A 21,334-nucleotide genomic window follows, 5' to 3' on the forward strand; every position below is an offset into this window, starting at 1 on the left:
CTCTTGTCCAACCCAACCCCTCAACCGGCTTCACCTCCTCGCGCCCTGCGCTGGGCGGTGGCCGGCTCGGTGGTCGTGATGATCGCCGCCGGTGGCCTGTTCTACTACGCCTCACAGCTGGCCGCCGCCAAACGCCAGACCAACCACAACGAAATCGCCGTGACCATCCACGGCCACGCGTGCGAGCCCAACGAGCTGACCGTGCCCGCCGGGCGTGCGAGCTTTCGCATCATCAACCGCTCCGACCGGGCGGTGGAATGGGAAATCCTCGACGGCGTGCTGGTGATCGAAGAACGCGAAAACATCGCCCCGGGCCTCAGCCAGGTGATCAACGCCAACCTGTTGCCTGGCGACTACGCCATCACCTGTGGCTTGTTGAGCAACCCACGGGGCACGTTGCACGTCACGCCAACGGCAGAGTCCGACGCCCAGGCCAAAGCGAAACCGTCGATGGTGGCGTTCATTGGCCCGCTGTCGGAATTCCGCGTGTACCTGAGCGGCCAAGGCAGCGCATTGATCAAGGCCGCCACGGCCCTGCAGCAAGCCATCGACGCCGGCGACCTGGCCCAGGCGCAAGCCTTGTACGTGCCGGCCCGCGAGGCCTACCAGCGCCTGGCCCCGGCGTCCCAACGCCTGGCAGAGCTGGACAACGCGATCAACGCCCGCGCCGACTACTTTGAAAAACGCGAGCAGGACCCAGCGTTCAGCGGCTTCCACCGCCTCGAATACAGCCTGTTCCAGCAACGCAGCCTCGACGGCCTGGCGCCGGTTGCGCAGCGCCTGGTCGCCGACGTGACCAGCCTCAAGCAACAGCTGCTGGCCCAGTCCCTGCCGCCCGAGCAGCTGGTGAGCATTGTGGTGCGCAACCTCAATAGCCTTGCCGATGTGCGCGCCGTCAGCGGTGAAGAAGAACGCTACAGCCATATCGACCTGAACGGCTTTGCCGCCAATCTTGAGGCCGCCCATAAAGTGGTCGAGCTGATGCGTCCGTTGTTGACCAAATCCGCCGCCGACCTGTTGCCGAAAATCGACAGCGCTCTCAGCGCGTTCGATGGCGAACTCGCGGGTTTCAAAGTCAATAACCGTTACAGCGCGTACGACAGCGTTACCGCCGATCAGCGCAAGCAGATCGCCGACAAGGCCAAGGCTCTGGCCGTTGCACTCGATGGAATCGACCCCGCCCTTGGCCTTTCCGGCCTGCAGTGAAGACGACCGCACAGATGAGTGATTCAGAACAGCTTAACCTTCAGCGCCGCCGTGTCCTGCTGGGCATGGCCGCCACCGGCGCGGCGATTGCCGGCAGCACCCTGACCTGCCCGGCCATGGCCGCTGCTGCCGAGCAAGTCACCACCGCACCGCGCAGTGACAAGACCCAGGACCACCACGACTTCTTCGGCAAACACCAGAGCGGCATCGTCACGCCGCGCCCGGCCTGCGGCATGGTCGTGGCGTTTGACGTGCTGGCCAGCGACCGGGAAGACCTGGAGCGCCTGTTCCGCACCCTGAACGAGCGCATCAGTTTCCTGATGACCGGCGGCACCGTGCCCCAGGTCGACCCGAAACTGCCGCCGACCGATTCGGGCATCCTCGGTCCGGTGGTCACCCCGGACAACCTGACCATCACCGTGTCCGTCGGCGAATCGCTGTTCGATGAGCGCTTCGGCCTCACCGCCGTCAAACCCAAGCGCCTGAGCCGCATGGTCGGTTTCCCCAACGACGCGCTGGAGCCTGCGCAGTGCCACGGCGACCTGAGCCTGCAGTTCAGCTCCAACACGCCAGACACCAACATCCACGCCCTGCGTGACATCGTGAAGAACCTGCCAGACCTGCTGCTGGTGCGCTGGAAACAGGAAGGCAGCGTGCCGCCCCAGGCCCCCGCAAAACCGGGCGAGCCTGCGCAAAGCGCACGTAACTTCCTCGGTTTCCGTGACGGTTCGGCCAACCCGAACTCCACCGACGACAAGGCCATGGACCAGATCGTCTGGGTTCAACCGACCAGCGACGAACCGGCCTGGGCTGCCCATGGCAGCTACCAGGCGGTGCGGATCATCCGTAACTTCGTCGAGCGCTGGGACCGCACGCCCCTGCAAGAACAGGAAAGCATCATCGGCCGCGTCAAACCAACCGGCGCGCCCATGGATGGCGACAAGGAAACCCAGGTGCCGGATTACAGCAAGGACCCGGAAGGCAAGTTGACCAAGCTCGATGCCCACATCCGCCTGGCCAACCCGCGCACCCCGCAGACCCAGGCCAACCTGATCCTGCGTCGGCCGTTCAACTACTCCAACGGCGTCAATAAAAACGGTCAGCTGGACATGGGGCTGCTGTTCATCTGCTACCAGGCTGACCTGGAGAAAGGCTTCATCAGCGTACAAACCCGGCTCAACGGCGAGCCTCTGGAGGAATACCTCAAGCCGGTGGGCGGCGGGTACTTCTTCACCTTGCCGGGCGTCACGGGGCCCAAGGATTTCCTTGGGCGCACGCTGCTCGCTGCAACGCACCCTCAAACCACTGCCAACACCTAAAATAAACCCAGAGCGGAAACTGTCCCATGAAGAAGTCGACTATTGCGTTGTCGTTGTTGCTGTCCCTTTCGCCGCTGGCAGCCTTCGCCGCCACCGCGCCGCTGGACCTGGTAGGCCCGGTTTCGGACTACAAGATCTACGTGACCGAAGAAATCGGCGAGCTGGTCACCCAGACCAAAGCCTTCACCGACGCCATCAACAAGGGCGACCTGGCCACCGCCAAGAAGCTCTACGCACCGACCCGCGTGCACTACGAGTCCATCGAGCCGATCGCCGAGCTGTTCAGCGACCTCGACGCGTCCATCGACTCCCGTGTTGATGACCACGAAAAAGGCGTGACCGCTGAAGACTTCACCGGCTTCCACCGCATCGAATACGTGCTGTTCTCGCAGAACACCACCAAAGGCCTGGAAACGCTGACCGCCAAGCTCAACACCGACGTCAACGACCTCAAGACCCGTGTTGATGGCCTGACCTTCCCACCTGAGAAAGTCGTGGGCGGCGCCGCAGCCCTGCTCGAAGAAGTCGCCGCGACCAAGATCTCCGGCGAAGAAGACCGCTACAGCCACACTGACCTGTATGACTTCCAGGGCAACATCGACGGCGCGAAGAAAATCGTCGACCTGTTCCGTGGCCAGATCGAGAAGCAAGACAAAGCCTTCCTGGCCAAGGTCGACAAGAACTTCGCCACCGTGGACAAGATCCTGGCCAAGTACAAGACCAAGGACGGTGGTTTCGAGACCTATGACAAGGTCAAGGAAAACGACCGTAAAGCCCTGGTTGGCCCGGTCAACACCCTGGCTGAAGACCTGTCCACCCTGCGTGGCAAGCTGGGCTTGAACTAAGCCGCAGCGCAAAAAAAAGACCCGGGCCCTTCGACAGGGCCCGGGTCTTTTTTTGCCCGCTAATCAGAGAATCCGGTACAGCAAGCGCTCAATGCGTACGCGGCTGACCCGGCGCAGGAACTTGCCCACCGCTTCCGGGTAGTCCAGCAGGGTTTGCAGCTGCTGGTAGCCTTCGATGCGCGTGGTGTGCTGGTAAATCTGCGTCAGCTCCATGCGTCGAGGTGCCAGCCACTCACCCTGCGGGTCATCGATGAGCAAGGCGTTTTCCAGGTCGAGGCGGAACGCGCGGGGGTTGAGGTTGTTGCCGGTGAGCAAGGTGTAGCGCTGGTCAACCCACATGCCCTTGAGGTGATAGGTGTTGTCACCGTCGCGCCACAGGTGCAGGTTCAACTGGCCGCTGTCGATCATCGGCTGGTGACGCTTGGCGAAGCGACGCAGGCTGATTTCGTAGAGGTACGGCAGCGCCGCGATCACCTTGAACGGCTCGCTCGGCGGGATGTAGAAGTCGTTGGCGGTCTTGTCGCCGACGATGATGTCGATCTTCACGCCGCGCGCCAACGCCCGGTTGATCTCTCGCGTCACCGGCAACGGCAGGTTGAAGTACGGCGTGCAAATGGTGAGCTGGTGCTGGGCGCTGGCGATCAGCTCCAGCACCACGCGGTTCAGTGGGTTGTTCTTGCCCACCCCCAGCAACGGGCTGACCGACAGGTGACCATAGGGCAATTGCCCCGCCGTGGTGTCGTAAGCCGCGTGCTTGAGGCGGCTGCGCAAGTCGCCGATATCGTTGCGCAAACTGCGGGTGGTGGGCGGGTTGGGCAAATCCAGGCGATTGACCGCCTTGGAGGCCACCAGGCCGTGCTCCACCAAATGCTGCATGGAGTCTGCCAGCGGTTGGCTGTGGATCAGGTGGTAACGGTCGAAGCGGTATTTTTCGAATTTGTGCAGGTACACGTTGTTCAGGCTGGCGCCGCTGTACAGCACGCTGTCGTCGATCACGAAGCCCTTGAGGTGCAGCACGCCGAACAGCTCGCGGGTTTGCACCGGCACGCCGTACACCGGCACCTGGCTTGCGTGGGACGCGGTCATCGCCTGGTACCAGGCGCTGTTGCCGGGCTGCTTGCCGGCGCCGATGAGCCCGCGCTGGGCACGCAACCAGTCGACCACCACCACGATGTCCAACTCTGGCCGTGCCGCCTTGGCTGCGTGCAGGGCGTCGTAGATCTCCTGCCCCGCTTCGTCCTGCTGCAAGTACAACGCCACGATGTAGATGCGCCGGGTGGCCTGAGGGATCTTCTCCAACAGGCAACGGCGGAACGCATCGGCGCCGGACAGCACCTCGATGGCATCGCTGGAAAGTGGGAAACCGCGCAATTTGGGCAACAGGGAGCGTTTGAAGAACGACGGCATAAGGCTCGCAATGGGTCGAATCCGAAGAGGCCCCGAGCTTACACCATGGGGGTGCTCAGGTCTCGCAGCAGCGCATGGAAAAAAGTTAATTGACCAAGAAGAACGATCGTTCTACTGTACGCCATATGAACGATATGACAGGCAACGAAACCCGCGACATCATCCTCGACGTCACCGAAAAGTTGATCTATCGCCATGGCATCGCCGCCACCGGCATGGACTTTCTGGTGAAAACCGCCGGTGTCTCGCGCAAAAGTATTTACCGTTACTTCGCCAATAAAGACGAGTTGGTGATTGCCGCCCTGCAACGTCGCGACGAGCGCTGGATGCAGTGGTTGCGTGGCGAGGTGGAACACAGCGAAGGCACTGGCGAGCGCCTGTTGGCGCTGTTCAGCGCCCTTAAGGCCTGGTTCGGCTCGGCGGATTTTCGCGGCTGCGCCTTTATCAACACCAGCGGCGAAACCGGCGACCCGCACAACCCGGTGCGTCTGTTGGCCAAGGCCCACAAACAGAAACTGTTCGAGTACGCACGCGAACTGTGCCAAGCACATGGCACCCCCGACCCGAAACGGCAGGCCGCGCAACTGCTGATCCTGATCGATGGTGCCATTACCGTTGCCCTGGTGATGGGTGATTCAACAGCTGCCGATGATGCGCAATGCATGGCGCGAACGTTATTGGGACTTTGAAACCGCACGCCAAGCAACTTTCGATAATCCGTTATTGTTTTCAGGAGCTGCCCGATGTCCTCTACCGCTGAAACACGCCCGCCGCTGCCGCCGTTCACCCACGCCTCGGCCATCGAAAAAGTGCGCCTGGCCGAAGACGGCTGGAACTCCCGTGACCCGCAGCGCGTGTCCCTGGCCTACACGCTGGACACCCACTGGCGCAACCGCGCCGAATTCGTCACCAACCGCGAAGAAGCCAAAGGCTTTCTGACCCGCAAATGGGCCAAGGAACTGGATTACCGGCTGATCAAGGAGTTGTGGGCGTTCACCGACAACCGTATCGCCGTGCGTTATGCCTACGAATGGCACGACGACTCCGGCAACTGGTTCCGCTCTTACGGCAACGAGAACTGGGAGTTCGATGAGAACGGCCTGATGGCCAACCGCTTTGCCTGCATCAACGACCTGCCGATCAAGGAAAGCGAGCGCAAGTTCCACTGGCCGCTGGGCCGGCGCCCGGATGATCATCCGGGCCTGTCCGAGCTGGGGTTGTAAAAAGAAGGGGCCGCATTGCGGCCCCTTCTTTCAGTCCTGATTAAGACCGACGCGATACAGCACGCCGTTGTCTTCGTCAGTCAACACATACAGGTAGCCGTCCGGCCCCTGCCGCACGTCGCGAATCCGCGCTTTCAAGCCACCGAGCAAGCGCTCCTCATGAATCACCTTGTCACCGTCGAACTGCAACCGAATCAGTTCCTGGCTGGCCAACGCCCCGATAAACACGTTGTGCTGCCACGGCTTGAAGCGGTCGGCATCATAAAACGCCATGCCGCTGATGCCCGGGGATTTTTCCCAGACATGATGGGGCGGCACGGTGCCCTCCACTTCCTTGCCTTGGGCTTCAGGAATCGGTGTCAGCGAATAGTTGATGCCATGGGTCGCCAGCGGCCAACCGTAGTTCTTGCCACGCTCGATGATGTTGATTTCATCACCGCCACGAGGCCCGTGTTCGTTTTCCCAGATCGTGCCACTCCAGGGGTTCAGCGCCAGGCCCTGCGGGTTGCGTTGGCCGTAAGACCAGATTTCCGGGCGCACGCCCTGCTGGCCAACAAACGGGTTGTCCTCTGGCACGCGACCGTCCGGGAAGATTCGCGCGACCTTGCCTTGCAGCTTGTCCAGGTCCTGCGCCGTGGGGCGGTCGTTGTTCTCACCCAGGGTCACGAACAAGTAGCCATCGCGGTCAAACGCCAACCGTGAGCCGAAGTGGTTGCCGGTCGACAGCTTGGGCTCCTGGCGCAGGATCACTTTGAAATCCTTCAAGCCGCTCAGGTCATCGGCCAAACGACCGCGCCCGACAGCGGTGCCCGCCGTGCCGCCCTTGCCACCGCCTTCGGCGTACGAGAGGTAGACCATGCGGTCTTCCTTGAAGTCGGGCGACAGCACCACATCCAGCAAACCGCCCTGCCCTTTGGCCCACACCTGCGGCACGCCGCTCAAGGGCGCAGACAGCTTGCCGTCCGGGCTGACAAAACGCAGATGGCCCGGGCGTTCGGTCACCAGGAAACCTTGTTTGTCAGGCAGAAACGCGACGGCCCACGGATGGTCCAGGCCCTTGGCGATCGGCGTGACAGAAAGGCTGCCTTGCTCACTGGGGAATTGCTGGGCATCGGCGGCAAGCACCGTCGTCAAAGGCAGCAGTGCCGTTGCGCACACGGCGGCGAGAAGGGTTTTGCGTAGAAACATAAGGCGAAGTCCTTACCGGCACTCAAGGCCGGCGATTGCCGTTGGCATCAAAAGTGGGAGCTTTGGTTTCGGTCGCGGGGCGACTGGGGGCGGCGTCACGCTTGGGATAACGGTTGCCGATACCGCCGTTCTCGACCGTGGGCCTGGGGCTGGTCGGGCCGATCTGAACGCCCCGCGTGGCCGGCGCATTGGGCTGGGTGCCCTGCATGCTGTTGGGGTTGGCCCGGTGAATCGGGCTGTTGTTGGAATCGGTGCTGCCGGGCAGGCTTTGCGCCTGGGCCAGTGACGTGAGTGCCATACCCAACGCCAGCACTGCGAGATGACGCACACAGCTGTTCATGACAAAGCCTCTCTGGGGCGAGTAGTACGTGCTTTCGATAACACGCTACGCCTTGGGTTCGGCTTTCGTAACTAAATAGTTTCTCATTAGGTGTTACACGATCTGTCCGCATATCTGCCCGCCGAAACTTTTGCCAGCGCCTGCCGGTCACCTGAACACTCACTCTGTTCAAGGAACCGCAGCCATGCCACGGGCAATCTGGAAAGGCGCCATCAGTTTCGGCTTGGTCCATATACCGGTGTCGCTGGTGTCGGCAACGTCCGCCCAGGGCGTTGATTTTGACTGGCTCGACAAGCGCAGCATGGACCCGGTGGGCTACAAGCGCATCAACAAGGCCACCGGCAAAGAGGTCACCAAAGACAACATCGTCAAGGGCGTGGCTTTCGAAAAAGGCCGCTATGTGGTGCTCAGCGAAGAGGAAATTCGCTCGGCGCACCCCAAGTCGACCCAGACCATCGAGATCATCGCCTTTGTCGCCAGTGACCAGATCCCGTTGCAAAACATCGACACCCCCTACTTCCTCGCCCCGGACAAGCGTGGCGGCAAGGTCTACGCCCTGCTGCGCGAGACCCTGAAGAAAACCCGCAAAGTCGCGCTGGCCAATGTGGTGCTGCACACCAAGCAGCACCTGGCCGCCCTGATGCCGCTGGATTCAGCCCTGGTGCTGGTGATGTTGCGCTGGCCCGCCGAAGTGCGCAGCCTGGATGAATTGGAATTGGGCAGCGACGTCACCCAGCCGAAGCTGGCAAAAGGCGAATTGGACATGGCCAAGCGCCTGGTAGAGGACATGAGCGCCGACTGGCAACCCGACGACTACCGCGACAGCTTCCAGGAGAAGATCCTGGCGTTGGTGGCGAAGAAGGCCAAAGCCGGCAAGATCGAAGACGTGGAAACCACTCAAGGCAGCGACGAGCGCAAATCGGCGGATGTGATCGACCTGACCGAGCTGCTCAAGCGCAGCCTGGCCGGCAAACCTGCCAAGAAGCCTGCCGCGAAGAAAGCCACCAAAGCCTCCTGAGCCACGGAACCTCCCATGCCAAAGCCCTTGAGCGAGTACAACCGCAAGCGCGACTTCAAGATCACGGCAGAACCGGCGGGCAACGCGCCCACTCGCCAGCGCAAAACGTCGGCCCTGTCATTCGTGATCCAGAAACACGACGCACGCAACCTGCACTACGACTTTCGCCTGGAACTCGATGGCGTGCTCAAAAGCTGGGCGGTGCCCAAAGGGCCGAGCCTGGACCCGAGCCAGAAACGCCTGGCGGTACACGTTGAAGACCACCCGCTCAGTTATGGTGGCTTCGAAGGCACCATTGCCCCCGGCCAATACGGCGCGGGGGACGTCATCGTCTGGGACCGTGGCGTGTGGCAACCCCATGAAGATCCGCACAAGGCTTACGCGGCGGGCAAGCTCAAATTCACCCTGATCGGCGAGAAACTCTCCGGCGATTGGGCCTTGGTGCGCACCCGTCTCAAAGGCAGTGGCGACAAAGACCAATGGCTGTTGATCAAGGAAAAAGACCCGCAGGCACGCCCTGCCGCTGATTACGACATCGTCCAAGCCATGCCCAAAAGCGTGCTCAGCGACGCCACAGTCGGCAAACCCAAAACCCGGGCCAAGCGCGAAAAAAAGCCAATCACCCTCCCCGAACAATTCACGCCGCAATTGGCCACCCTGGTCGATCGCGCGCCGGACGGTGACTGGCAGTACGAAATCAAATTCGATGGTTATCGCATGCTCACCCGCATCCTGGACGGCGAAGTACGCCTGTTCACCCGCAACGGCCACGACTGGACCGAGCGCCTGCCGCGCCAGGTCAAGGCGTTGCAAGCCCTCAAGCTCAAGGACAGTTGGCTCGATGGTGAAGTCGTCAGCCTCAATGGTGATGGCCTGCCGGATTTCCAGGCGTTGCAAAACGCCTTTGATATCGGCCGCAGCCTGGACATCGTGTATTACCTGTTCGATGCGCCCTTTCTGGGCGGAGTGGACCAGCGCAAGGCGCCCGTCGAGGAGCGTCGGGCCGCGCTGAAATCTGCACTCAGCACAAGTCGCAGCAAGCTGCTGCGGTTTTCCGAAGCCTTTGTCGCCAACCAGCGCGACATCATAGAAAGCGCCTGCGACCTGGCCCTGGAAGGCGTCATCGGCAAGCGCCTGGGCAGCCCGTATGTGTCCAGCCGCAACACGGACTGGATCAAGCTCAAATGCCGCTTGCGCCAGGAGTTCGTCATCGTCGGCTACACGCGCCCCAAAGGCTCGCGCACCGGGTTCGGCGCCCTGCTGCTGGCGGTGAACGACGCGACGGGCCTGGTGTATGCCGGGCGCGTCGGCACCGGGTTTGATCAGGCCTCGCTGAAAGCCATCTACGCGCAGCTCACACCTTTAGAATGCAAAGCCTCGCCGCTGGCAACGCCGCTGAACAGCACTCAAGCACGCGGCGTGCATTGGGTGGAACCTGCCCTGGTCGGCGAGGTGCACTTCACCGAATGGACGCGCGAAGGCATTGTGCGCCAGGCCGCATTTGTGGCCTTGCGCACCGATAAGCCGGCGTCACAGATCATTCATGAGCAACCGCGCGCAGCGAAGTCGCTGAAAGCCTCCAACGCCAAAAAAACTGACGCGGGTGTGAAAATCACCCACCCCGATCGCGTCATCGATCCACATAGCGGTACGCAAAAACAGCAATTGGCAGCCTTTTACGAGGGGATCAGTGAGTGGCTGCTGCCCTTTCTGCGCCATCGGCCCGTGTCACTGCTGCGTGCTCCGGAAGGCATCGACGGTGAGCAGTTCTTCCAAAAACATGCCGAGCGACTCGCCATTCCTCACATCAAGCAGTTGGACCCGGCGCTGGACCCTGGCCATGCACGCCTGATGGAAATCGACAGCGCGAACGCCCTGGTCGGCGCCGTGCAGATGGGCGCCATAGAGCTGCATACCTGGGGCGCCACCTCGGACAAGATCGAAACGCCAGACCTGTTAGTACTCGACCTGGACCCCGACCCTGCCCTGCCGTGGAAGACCATGCTGGAGGCGGCGCAACTCACGCTGTCGGTACTCGATGAGTTGGGGTTGGACGCGTTCGTCAAGACCAGCGGCGGCAAGGGCTTGCACCTGATTGTACCGCTGGCCCGCCGGGATGGCTGGGACACGGTGAAGGCCTTCGCCAAGGCCATCGCACAGTTCATGGCGCAGCAGTTGCCCGAGCGCTTCACTGCCACGTCCGGGCCGAAAAACCGCATCGGCAAGATCTTTATCGACTACCTGCGCAACGCCCGTGGCGCGAGCACGGTGGCAGCGTATTCAGTGCGGGCGCGGCCGGGCCTTCCCGTGTCAGTGCCGGTGAGTCGTGAGGAATTGAAAACGTTGCGCGGTGCCCAGCAGTGGACGGTCGCCAACCTGCAGGAACGCTTGAAGGGTTTGAAAGGCGACCCGTGGGCCGGGTATGCCAATCGGCAGAAGCTGAGCAAGAAGATGTGGGACAAGTTGGGCGCGACACCACCTTAGTGAGTCGCGCCTCAAACACGCTTCAGATCAGGATGAAGATCAGCGCCAAGCCGGCGAAAATCGCCCATTTTTCCAGGTAGTAGCGCGTACGGTTGCGTTTCTTCAGTTCCTTGCCGCGCAGACGAATCTTGTACAGGCGGGTAAACGCCCGGTTCAAACCACCGGTCTTGTCGCCATCATCGTTCGGCGAACCGGCCGCAGCCATCACATTTCGGCTGAACCAGCGGTTGAACGCGGCCGCCCAGCGGTACTTCATCGGCCGTTCGATATCGCAGAACAGGATGATGCGGTTTTGCTCAGTGGTGTTTTCGGCGTAGTGGATGTAGGTCTCGTCAAACATCACCGGCTCGCCGTCGCGCCAGTAGTAGCTTTCGCCATCCACATTGATGTAGCAGCCCGGATCGTTCGGCGTGTCCAGGCCCAGGTGGTAACGGTAGGAACCGGCATACGGGTCGCGGTGGCGTACCAGCTTGGAGCCCGGTGGCAACTCGGCAAACATCGCGGCCTTGATCGAGCCGATGCTCTGCACCAGTTCGGTGGTGCGCGGGCACAGCTTCATCGCCGACGGGTGGCTGTCGCCGTACCACTTGAGGTAGAAGCGCTTCCAGCCCGACTTGAAGAAGGAATTGAAACCCACGTCGTTGTACTGGTCGGAGCGCTTGATCGCCCCCGCCTGCATCAGGTTCTGGCCTTCCTGGCGAATCTCTTCCCAGTGTTCCTGCAACGGTGCCAGGTCGGGAAAGTCGCTGGGCGACAGGTACGGTCGGCTGGGTTGCTTGGAGAAGAGGTAGAGAAAGCAGTTGATCGGCGCCAGGAACGTCGAGTGATCGCTCAGCTGGCGACCCAGCTTGTGTCGCACCCGGCCACGCAGGTGTACATACGCAATGGAGGCAACGTAGAGAGCAACAATGATGAGTTTCAAGGGATTCGTCACACGTCAGTAGAGAGAACAGGCTGCTCCTGCGTGCCCACGACGGCCGAGGATTGAATAAGCAGCACCTGAAATCACAATTCACATTTATGCGGCACGACCGGCTAATTGAGCACCGGTTCATCACCATTGGCAGTTATTTAGCCACAGTTTGTAACCAAAGGTTAACTAAGAATTGTGAAAACCTGTCCATTCAATGTGCTGGATCAATGCCAACGCTTGCCTTGCAATGCCGCGATACGGCACTGTCCGCAACCCCTTACTGCAAAAAGGAATTTGTATGTCGTCCCGCACCGACCTGGATTTTCAAGCCCTGCAGGGCACTTGGGAACAGACCGCTCTTGAAGACAGTGGTGTGCTGAACCCGGTCGACGCCCATAGCGCGCCTGGTGCCGTGACGATCATCTGCGGTGACAGCTTCGAAGTGCGGACCACCGCAGGCGAAGTGTTGTTGGCCGGCCACTTTTCCCTGGACAGCAGCACCACCCCTAAAAGCATTACCTGGGTGGACGCCATCGGCGAAGACGCCGGCAAACAACTGCCCGCCAGTTACCGCCTTGAAGGCGATGACTTCGTATTCATTGCCGCCGATGAAGGCATGCCCAGGCCGGCCGAATTCAGCACCGGGCCGGGTCAGACCATGCGAACCTTCGTACGTCGCCGGTGACCCATACACATCCGAATTTGCGACACCCTTTTCACAAGGCCTTCACTTTCCCACCTATAGGGTGAAACCTACCTACTCCAGTGAATCCCTTGGCCCGCCACTCTCGCGGGCCTTTTTTTGCCTGCACGCCAGTGAATTACACGGACCGTTTAGTGGCGGTCGGGGTGAAGCACAGTGGCAGTTGCGCGCTCTGGTGCTCGTACTGATCGTAGAGTTCTTCACGATTGGAGTGCGGGTACTCCTGCAAGTGGCTGATCTGCAGCTGCGCCGCAACCGCGCCGCTGACGATGCTCCCCAGCGTATGCACATACCAATAGGACGTCGGCCCGGCCTTCTCGGCGGTGCCTTCGTAGACAATCGACTCCTGCAGCACAAAAGGATCGCGCTGGAAGTACGAACTGGCAGGCAACAGCGGGTTGTCGGCTCGAGGGTCGAACACTTCCAAAAACGGATGGGTCTCGTAGATCACCAATGTGCCGCCCGGTTTTAAGGTGCTGGCCGCATGGCGCATGAACAGTGCCACGTCCGGCATCCAGCCCAGTACGCCAATGGTCACCAGGGCGACATCAAAACGGCCAAGCAGGCGCTCCGGCAAATGGTGAATATCGGTCTCGATGAACTCCGGGGCATGGGGCGAAACGCCCGCGAGTTCCTGCGCCTGCTGAAGAAAGGCTCGGGACTGATCCACGCCCACCACAGAACGAGCGCCAAGCCCGAACAGCGACAGGCTCTCACGGCCGTTGTTGCAGCACAGTTGCACCACGTCCTTGCCGGCAACGCCGACGTCTTGCAGCAGTGCGGTAATGGTCGGGTCCAGGCACGAAAACCCCGGCTGGGCGACCGACGCCACCAGCGCGTTCCAGGTGGCGGTGCCTTTGTGCAGCTCGGCCGAAGCGTCCCAGGCGTCCTTGTTGCGGGTGATAGCCTGCTGGGCTGAGGGCATGTCCATTGCGACTCCAGGATTTGAATAAAGCGGGGTTCGGAAAGTAAGCCAATTGCCTGCCAGATAAAACCCTTATGCATGGCGAAACTAATCCCCGAGCCTACAGGTCACTAAGCCAATGAGCGTTCAGCCCCTGAGCGCTGCCCTTGAAGACCTCGCCGTGGCCCATCACTCCGACCTGCGTACCACCTTGTCCCTCGACAGCCTGAATTTTTTCCTGGCGGATGTACGTGACGGCCTCGGGCCTTATCTGGCGATCTACCTGTTGGCAGTACACAAGTGGGACCCGGCCAGCATCGGCGTGGTCATGACCCTGGCCGGCATTGCCGCATTGATCACCCAGGGGCCTGCCGGCGCGCTGATCGACCGCACCCGCAGCAAGCGCGCAGTGATCGCGATTGCTGCGATTCTGGTGACCCTCAGTTGCCTGGTGCTGCCGTTTGTCAGCACGTTCAGCTGGGTAGCGTTAACGCAGGCCGCCAGTGCGGTGGCCGCGTCGGTCTTTGCTCCGGCGATTTCTGCGATTTCCCTGGGGATCACCGGGCCTCGTGCTTTCACGCGCCGCACCGGGCGCAACGAAACCTTCAACCATGCCGGCAATGCCGTGGCCGCCTTGCTGGCCGGCGGCCTGGCGTACCTATACGGTCCGGTGGTGGTGTTTTACCTGATGGCGTTCATGGCAGTGGCCAGTGTCGTGGCGGTCAGTTGCGTGTCGGCAGCGGCCATCGACCATGAAGTCGCCCGGGGCTTTGACCCGGCCCATGCCCAAGATCACGAACAGCCCTCCGGTATGAAGGTATTGCTGGGCAACCGCCCCCTGCTGCTCTTCGCCGTGTGCTGCGCCCTCTTCCACCTGGCCAATGCGGCGATGCTGCCGCTGGTCAGCCAGAAACTCGCACAGATCAACCTGCAAATGGCCACGCCACTGACCTCGGCGTGCATCGTCGCCGCGCAACTGGTGATGGTGCCGATGGCTTGGCTGGTGGGCGCCCGGGCCGATGTGTGGGGGCGCAAGCCGTTATTGATCGCCGGTTTCCTGATCCTGCCGTTGCGCGGCGTGCTGTATACGCTGTCCAGCGACCCCTACTGGCTGGTGGCGGTGCAGATGCTCGATGGCATTGGTGCCGGGATCTTCGGCGCGCTGTTCCCGGTGATCGTCAAGGACCTGACCCAAGGCACCGGGCGCTTCAATGTCAGCCTGGGTGCGCTCTCGACTGTGTTTGGCCTCGGCGCGGCCTTGAGCAGCAGCCTGGCGGGTTTTGTCGTGCAATTGGCAGGCTACAACGCGGCTTTCCTGACCCTGGCGGGCGTGGCGGCCGTCGCCCTGGCACTGTTATGGCTGGCCATGCCGGAGACCTTGGCGAAACCATCGTTCGCCTGCCATACAACTGTCGCCTGACATATGCGACAATGCGCGCCAAATTCCAACACACATCCAAAATTTTCTGCTCAGCGACCGGGTTTCGCGCCTTGATGTCGCTGTTGACGCATGCCTGAAGGCTCCTGCCGCCACGCTCGCAACCCATTGATAGGTAAAGTAATTGATCTCCACAGCTAACATCACCATGCAGTTCGGCGCCAAGCCGCTCTTCGAGAACGTCTCGGTCAAGTTCGGCGCCGGCAACCGTTATGGTTTGATCGGTGCCAACGGTTGCGGCAAGTCGACCTTCATGAAAATCCTCGGCGGCGACCTCGACCCGTCCGGCGGCCAGGTCATGCTGGAGCCCAATGTACGCCTGGGTAAACTGCGCCAGGACCAGTTCGCCTACGAAGAATTCACCGTACTCGACACCGTGATCATGGGTCACGAAGAGCTGTGGAAGGTCAAGGCTGAGCGCGACCGCATCTACTCGCTGCCAGAAATGAGCGAAGAAGACGGCATGGCCGTGGCCGAGCTGGAAACCGAATTCGCCGAAATGGACGGCTACACCGCCGAATCCCGTGCCGGTGAGCTGCTGCTGGGCCTGGGTATCCCGCTGGAACAGCACTTTGGCCCGATGAGCGAAGTGTCCCCAGGCTGGAAACTGCGCGTCTTGCTGGCCCAGGCGCTGTTCTCCGACCCGGAAGTGCTGTTGCTCGACGAACCGACCAACCACCTGGACATCAACACCATCCGCTGGCTGGAAAACATCCTGACCCAGCGCTCCAGCCTGATGATCATCATCTCTCACGACCGTCACTTCCTGAACAGCGTGTGCACCCACATGGCTGACCTGGACTACGGCGAGCTGCGCCTGTTCCCGGGCAACTACGACGAGTACATGACCGTGGCGACCCAGTCCCGCGAGCAACTGCTGTCGGACAACGCCAAGAAGAAGGCGCAGATCTCCGAGCTGCAATCCTTCGTCAGCCGCTTCTCGGCCAACGCCTCGAAAGCCAAGCAGGCCACCTCCCGCGCCAAGGCGATCGACAAGATCCAGCTGGCTGAGGTCAAGCCTTCGAGCCGTGTGAGCCCGTTCATCCGTTTCGAGCAGAACAAAAAGCTGCACCGCCAGGCCGTCATGGTCGAAAAAATGGCCAAGGGCTTCGACGGCAAGCCACTGTTCAAGGACTTCAGCTTCCAGGTTGAAGCCGGCGAACGCGTGGCAATCATCGGCCCGAACGGTATCGGCAAGACCACCCTGCTGCGCACCCTGGTCAACGAACTGACCCCGGATGCCGGTAGCGTCAAGTGGACCGACGCCGCGGAACTGGGCTACTACGCCCAGGACCATGCCCATGACTTCGAAGACGACGTGACGCTGTTCGACTGGATGGGCCAGTGGACTCAAGGCGAGCAGATGATCCGTGGCACCCTGGGTCGCATGCTGTTCTCCAACGACGAGATCCAGAAGTCGGTGAAGGTGATTTCCGGTGGTGAGCAAGGCCGCATGCTGTTCGGCAAGCTGATCCTGCAAAAGCCGAACGTGCTGATCATGGACGAACCGACCAACCACTTGGACATGGAATCCATCGAAGCGCTGAACCTGGCGCTGGAGAACTACCCGGGCACGCTGATCTTCGTCAGCCACGACCGTGAGTTCGTATCGTCCCTGGCCACCCGCATCATCGAGTTGAGCGCCACCGGCGTGATCGACTTCAGCGGCACCTACGACGACTACCTGCGCAGCCAAGGCGTGGTGTTCTAAATACCGCCCGTTTCAAGGCAACGCATTTGCAAAGCGCCAACGGCAACGTTGGCGCTTTTTTATTGGCCAATCCATCGCTCAGGCAGTTTTAGAGAAAACCCTCTGGTGTTTCATGCCGGGTCGGGGCTCGTTCCTCGTGATAGTGCGGCCTGCCGGCTTCTGACTTCATCAAGTCAGCATTGGCCAGGATGGTTTCCGTCAACAGCGCGTCGTCGCCCCCCTTGAACCAACAAGCGAGCGCCGAGTTTCGATTACCGTGCATATCAACGACCTTCAAGCGCTTTTGCTCAGCGGGCGCGCCGAGCAATGGGGCCTCGGGAAAGTACTGGGGTGGCAGCACCAGCGCGTCTCCGGGTCGAACCCAGAGGTCGGCCAGGCGGATTTCTTCGACGAAGGGCCGCCAGCGCGCCACGCTGATCACCAGCGGCAGCCGGCCATGGCGGGAAAAGAAGGCGTGGGGAAAAGCGTGGTACTCCAAGTCTGTCGGGTTGTAGGTCAGCAGTTCGCGCTGGCGAGCCGGCCCCAGGTAGGGCGATTGGTGCCCGGCCCATTTGCCATAGGTGTATTGGCCAAGGATCAGTTGCGCATGGTCGAAGTGGATGCACTCACCACTGCGCAGCAAGGTCATGCCGAAAGCCTGCGCTGTTTCTTCAGTGGCCCACATCGGTTCATAACGGACTTCCCGGGCGTGGAAGTCGAATGACTTGATGGTGTAGGAGCCGCTGGCAGTGGGGATTTCCCTCGGTTCCCAAGTGACACCTGTGTAAAGAGCGCCGAGTGCAAGTTCGGGATTCTGCGGCGCCGGCTGGATCAGCCGGCCTTCTGCAGCGGGCTTGAGGCGAGCCAAGCCGTGGTCGTTGTACAGGAACGGGAAGCTACGGGTGTCGAGATCGACCTCGTCGCCATCGCCGATAAAAGGCACACAGTTGAAGGTTTGCATCGTGATTGCACCACCAGGGTTCGGGTGAGACAGCAGAGACGGCGATGGCCTGCCGCCCGTTGAATGTCGCCGACCCAGCGTTCAGACCGAATCGGCGATGCGTTTCCTTGACTTCGCCGCACTGTCATCTGAGCGGTACGGTACATGCTGCTCGCGCAACCAGTGTAGGTCAGGCGTCGTGCGCTAGTATCCGAAGCGTGGCGCCATCGAGACAGTTCAGAGCAGTGTCAGTCTGGTATCAGTTTGGTATCAGATGTGGAGTACACTCCATCGGCTGCCCAGGCGCCGCCGAGACAATCGACATGGATTTCAAACAGAGCACGTTGGCTGTTCCCCCCCTGCAGGCCCCGGCGATTTCCGACGGGCGCGTGCTGCTGGACGCCGGGTTGTTGAAAGGGTTGCGCAAACAGCGCGGCCTGAGCCAGGAAACCCTGGCCGAGGCCTGCTTGAACCTTCACTTGTGTGTGTCCATTGCCTCCATCAAGCGTGCCGAGACCGGCAAGCCAGTGCTCTATCGGACGGCCCGCCACCTGGCGACAGCGTTCCAGATCGACGTCGAAGCGTTACTCGGTCACTCCGTCACACGCGCCCTGGCGGAAATCGAACAGTCAGTGACCGAGTTGCACAAATCGGTCCTGGCAACGCAGTCATTGCGCCAGATCGATGACGATGTGATCCGCTATGTGTTGCAACTGAGCTTTGAAACGCCGGTGTCGGGTGAACTCTCCCGCCCGGAACAACAAGCCTCGCGAGTGGCAGAGATCGAGCGGCTGATCCGCCAGTTCGGCGGTGTGCCGATGGTGCGTGCGGACGACATCGTGGTCGCCCGGTTCGGCGCGCCGCAAGCGTACCGCAGCGACAGCGAGCGAGCGCTGCTGTGTGCGCTAGCGTTGAGCCGCGAACAGTTAGCCAAACCTGGTTTCGGGATTGTGCTGCAACTGGTTCGCCAGGACGTCGAGGACGCCACGATGGGTGAAGTACTGCGCCAGTTGCGCGGCCACACCCCGCGCGAACCGCATGGCAATGCACCGGTGAATGTCGCCCAAGGCCTGGTGGAACAGCTTCGCACGCGTTTCGAGTTTTCCCCGGCCGATGAGCCGTTCCCCGCTTATCGCTTATGCCTGCGCTTGCGCAATCTTGACGAGAATGCCTCGCGCCCCTTGGTGGGGCGTACCGTCGAAGTGCTGCAGTTCAAGGGTGTCATCGAAGCCACTCAGGCCTATCAGGACGGGCATGTGGTGTATGTGCGTGGCATGGCCGGTATCGGCAAGACACGGCTGATCACCGAGTTCTTCGAGATGGCCCGCCAAGGCGGTTTTGCCTGCCATCGCAGTGACGTGCTGGATTTCGGCATGGACAACGCCCTATGGCCATTGGGCCAACTGGTACGCAGCCTGCTTGACCTCGACATGCACCGACAAGACGGCGCTCCAGAACTGGAAAGCGCGATGCTGCGCTTGAAGCTGAAAGACGAACACCAACTGTTCCTGCGAGTGCTGACGGGCTTACACCGGGTTGACGAGCCTCCCGGGCATTCCCTCACGCAGTACGCGGCGATGAGCAGTGAAGTGCGCAGCCAGGGCTTGCTTTCGGCGCTTTTACAGTTGCTGCTGCGGCTGGCGGTGCACAAGCCATTGTTGATCTGCATCGAAGACCTTCACTGGGCCGAGGTCGCATTGTGCAGCCTGCTGGGCAAGCTGCTCGAAGCGACGAACGAGGCGCCCTTGGTTTGGCTGTTGACCTCGCGCCATGAAGGCGATCCGCTGGAAAGCGCCCTGCGCCCGTATTTCAGTACCCCCATGAGCCTGCTGGATATCGCTCCGATCCGAGCGCGCGAGGCCAGCCTGCTGGCCGATCAGTTCAGCGAGGTCGACCCGGCCTACCGGGCCGACTGCGTCAAGCGTGCCCAAGGCAGCCCGCTGTACCTGACGCAACTGCTGTCGAGTCGCGAAGGTGTATTCCCAGACAGTTTGCGCCACCTGATCCAGACCCGTTCCGACCGCCTGCAGCCCGAGCAGCGACATGCCTTGCGTTACGCCGCGATTTTCGGCAACCGTTGCGAGTTGAACCTTTGGCGCGAGGCGCTGGGGCAGCCGGATTATCTGCCGAGCACAGATATGCGCGAGGGTTTGCTACGGGAAATTGAACCGGGTCGCTACTTGTTCGTCCATGACCTGGTCATGCACTGCCTCTACGATGCGATACCCAACGCCCTGCGCGAACAGTTGCATGGCGAAGTGGCGAAGTTATATCGCGAGCGTGATCGCAGCCTGTATGCACAGCACTTGTTGCTGGCCAGGGACCCCACGGCTTTCGATGCGTTGCTGGTCGCCATGGACGAGAAACTCCAGGCCTGCCAGTACGACAGCGTGCTTGCGCTGGGGCTACAGGGAACAGATTTCGTCGAACGCGCCGCCGGCAGTTTTACCCTCGCACTGCGCTGTGGCCAGGCTCATTGGGGCCTGGGGCAAATAGCTCGCGCGCGGGACTGTTTCCAGAGCGCCCTGGCCCTCGCCGCTCAGCCGCAAGAGCGGATTGAGGCGGCCTTGGGGCTGGCGCCGGTGCTCAATACGCTCGATTGCCTGGAGGACGAGGAACAGCTGATCGAAGCCATACTCCCCAGCGCCCGAGCGTTGCAGGCGAACACGGCACTGGCCCGCTTGTATCAACTGCGCGGGGATATTTACTTTCCGCGAGGCGACTACGCCGAGTGCCGTCGCCTGCATGAGGAATCACTGTCGTTCTCGCGTATCGCGGCGAACTTGGAAACCGAGGCCAAGGCTCTGGGCGGAATCGGTGATTCCTACTACGCCCAAGGACGGATGCAGACCGCGTATGAGGTCTTCGACCAGTGCGTGCGGTTGTGCGAACAGCACGGGCTGCCCCATGTCGAAGCGGGCAATCGCAGTGCTCGCGGCTCGGCGCTAATTTACTTGGGGCGGCCGGTGCTGGCCCTGCGTGACGCCATGGATGCTGCCGTGTCCAGCCGTCAGGTCGGTAACCGCCGCGCGGAAGTCTTTTCCCGATTGACCGCCGCCTGGGTGCTGGTGGCGACGGGGCAGGACGAGCAAGCCGAGCAGGAACTGACGAATGCCCTGGCACTGGCCCGTGAGATAGGCGCCAGTCGCTTCGAGGCAATTCTGCTGGAAGGCCAGGCCCGTTTAGCCTTGCGCCAGAATCAACGCGATCGGGCGCAAACACTGATCTACGAGGCCGTGAGTTTGGTGGAGCGCTATGCGTTGCAGCGTTACATCGGCCCCTGGGTCTACGGCAGCCTTGCCTTGATTCTCGACGACGCGCGACTCAGCCGCCAGATGCTGGTGCTGGGCGAAGCCCTGCTTACGCAGGATTGCCTGGCGCATAACGCCCTTCGTTTCAGGGTGGCGGCGGCCGAAACGTGCCTGCTCAGTGGCGATTTCGAGCAGGCCGGCCGGCATGCCCAAGGCCTGGAGGCCCTTGCCCAGACTGCACCTTGTGCCTGGGTCAGCCATCATGTGCGCTTGATCGAAGTGGCGGGCCAATGTTTGCAGCATCGCGACAGTTCAAGCACCGAAGACTTGAAGGTATTGCAGCGCGAATCGGAGCGCCTAGGGTTCGTGGCAACCATGCCACGTGTGATGCAAAGCTTGAGCGACGCGGGCTAGAGGGGATCGGTCGGCCCGTACGCTCAACAAAGTAGTTAGCCTGCTTCCTTT

The 21,334-nt window shown here is 61.4% G+C and carries 17 protein-coding genes; 11 read left to right on the forward strand and 6 right to left on the reverse strand.

Annotated elements, in window-relative coordinates:
* Positions 1–3 precede the first annotated feature (3 nt).
* Genes efeO (AC07SU_RS25645) through efeO (AC07SU_RS25655) form a run of 3 tightly spaced genes read left to right on the forward strand, consistent with a single transcriptional unit; the run spans position 4 to position 3,370 of the window.
* Positions 4–1,206: an iron uptake system protein EfeO gene (efeO, locus tag AC07SU_RS25645; protein ID WP_494998615.1), complete on the forward strand. Its 1,203-nt coding sequence runs from the start codon at positions 4–6 to the stop codon at positions 1,204–1,206.
* Between the two features lie 14 nt (positions 1,207–1,220).
* Positions 1,221–2,525 carry an iron uptake transporter deferrochelatase/peroxidase subunit gene (gene efeB, locus AC07SU_RS25650; RefSeq protein ID WP_176998163.1) on the forward strand — a complete coding sequence of 435 codons (1,305 nt, stop codon included), beginning with the start codon at positions 1,221–1,223 and terminating at the stop codon, positions 2,523–2,525.
* A 26-nt stretch (positions 2,526–2,551) separates the two neighbouring features.
* Positions 2,552–3,370, forward strand: a complete 819-nt coding sequence (gene efeO / locus AC07SU_RS25655; RefSeq protein WP_176998162.1) for an iron uptake system protein EfeO — start codon at positions 2,552–2,554, stop codon at positions 3,368–3,370.
* Between the two features lie 63 nt (positions 3,371–3,433).
* Here the strand turns inward: efeO (AC07SU_RS25655) and pssA are convergent, their stop codons facing one another.
* On the reverse strand, positions 3,434–4,777 hold the full coding sequence (gene pssA, locus AC07SU_RS25660) for a CDP-diacylglycerol--serine O-phosphatidyltransferase (RefSeq protein WP_494998616.1): 1,344 nt from the start codon (positions 4,775–4,777) through the stop codon (positions 3,434–3,436).
* Positions 4,778–4,902: 125 nt separating this feature from the next.
* Between pssA and AC07SU_RS25665 the strand changes: the two genes are divergently transcribed.
* Complete coding sequence (locus tag AC07SU_RS25665) at positions 4,903–5,466, forward strand: TetR/AcrR family transcriptional regulator (RefSeq protein WP_494998617.1); 564 nt, start codon at positions 4,903–4,905, stop codon at positions 5,464–5,466.
* Between the two features lie 54 nt (positions 5,467–5,520).
* Complete coding sequence (locus tag AC07SU_RS25670; RefSeq protein WP_494998618.1) at positions 5,521–6,000, forward strand: nuclear transport factor 2 family protein; 480 nt, start codon at positions 5,521–5,523, stop codon at positions 5,998–6,000.
* A 30-nt stretch (positions 6,001–6,030) separates the two neighbouring features.
* Here AC07SU_RS25670 and AC07SU_RS25675 read toward each other — a convergent pair whose 3' ends face one another.
* Positions 6,031–7,188, reverse strand: coding sequence for a PQQ-dependent sugar dehydrogenase (locus AC07SU_RS25675; protein ID WP_494998619.1), 1,158 nt, complete (start codon positions 7,186–7,188; stop codon positions 6,031–6,033).
* A 22-nt stretch (positions 7,189–7,210) separates the two neighbouring features.
* A complete protein-coding gene (locus AC07SU_RS25680; RefSeq protein WP_176998157.1) occupies positions 7,211–7,528 on the reverse strand; it encodes a hypothetical protein in 318 nt (105 codons plus the stop codon).
* Positions 7,529–7,712: 184 nt separating this feature from the next.
* On the opposite strand from AC07SU_RS25680, the gene ku reads away from it, so the two are divergent.
* Together ku and ligD are read left to right on the forward strand one after the other, a co-directional pair.
* A complete protein-coding gene (gene ku, locus AC07SU_RS25685) occupies positions 7,713–8,546 on the forward strand; it encodes a non-homologous end joining protein Ku (protein WP_494998620.1) in 834 nt (277 codons plus the stop codon).
* Between the two features lie 15 nt (positions 8,547–8,561).
* On the forward strand, positions 8,562–11,030 hold the full coding sequence (ligD, locus tag AC07SU_RS25690) for a DNA ligase D (RefSeq protein ID WP_494998621.1): 2,469 nt from the start codon (positions 8,562–8,564) through the stop codon (positions 11,028–11,030).
* 22 nt (positions 11,031–11,052) lie between these two features.
* On the opposite strand, the gene lpxO is transcribed toward ligD, so the two are convergent.
* Positions 11,053–11,952 (reverse strand): lipid A hydroxylase LpxO, encoded by a 900-nt coding sequence (gene lpxO / locus AC07SU_RS25695; RefSeq protein WP_494998622.1) that lies wholly within the window; start codon positions 11,950–11,952, stop codon positions 11,053–11,055.
* Between the two features lie 289 nt (positions 11,953–12,241).
* Between lpxO and AC07SU_RS25700 the strand changes: the two genes are divergently transcribed.
* A complete protein-coding gene (locus AC07SU_RS25700) occupies positions 12,242–12,628 on the forward strand; it encodes a TIGR03067 domain-containing protein (protein ID WP_494998623.1) in 387 nt (128 codons plus the stop codon).
* A 136-nt stretch (positions 12,629–12,764) separates the two neighbouring features.
* Here AC07SU_RS25700 and AC07SU_RS25705 read toward each other — a convergent pair whose 3' ends face one another.
* On the reverse strand, positions 12,765–13,577 hold the full coding sequence (locus AC07SU_RS25705; RefSeq protein ID WP_494998624.1) for a class I SAM-dependent methyltransferase: 813 nt from the start codon (positions 13,575–13,577) through the stop codon (positions 12,765–12,767).
* A gap of 154 nt (positions 13,578–13,731) precedes the next feature.
* On the opposite strand from AC07SU_RS25705, the gene AC07SU_RS25710 reads away from it, so the two are divergent.
* The gene (locus AC07SU_RS25710; RefSeq protein ID WP_494998640.1) at positions 13,732–14,970 is read left to right on the forward strand and encodes an MFS transporter; all 1,239 of its coding nucleotides are present in this window, start codon (positions 13,732–13,734) and stop codon (positions 14,968–14,970) included.
* Between the two features lie 142 nt (positions 14,971–15,112).
* Positions 15,113–16,699: an ABC-F family ATPase gene (locus AC07SU_RS25715; protein ID WP_026083083.1), complete on the forward strand. Its 1,587-nt coding sequence runs from the start codon at positions 15,113–15,115 to the stop codon at positions 16,697–16,699.
* Positions 16,700–16,787: 88 nt separating this feature from the next.
* Here AC07SU_RS25715 and AC07SU_RS25720 read toward each other — a convergent pair whose 3' ends face one another.
* Positions 16,788–17,639, reverse strand: a complete 852-nt coding sequence (locus AC07SU_RS25720; protein ID WP_494998625.1) for a hypothetical protein — start codon at positions 17,637–17,639, stop codon at positions 16,788–16,790.
* 302 nt (positions 17,640–17,941) lie between these two features.
* Here AC07SU_RS25720 and AC07SU_RS25725 point away from each other — a divergent pair, with 302 nt between their 5' ends.
* Positions 17,942–21,283, forward strand: a complete 3,342-nt coding sequence (locus AC07SU_RS25725; RefSeq protein ID WP_494998626.1) for an ATP-binding protein — start codon at positions 17,942–17,944, stop codon at positions 21,281–21,283.
* Positions 21,284–21,334 lie beyond the last annotated feature (51 nt).

This window comes from Pseudomonas sp. GW821-FHT05H12 (assembly GCF_059419385.1).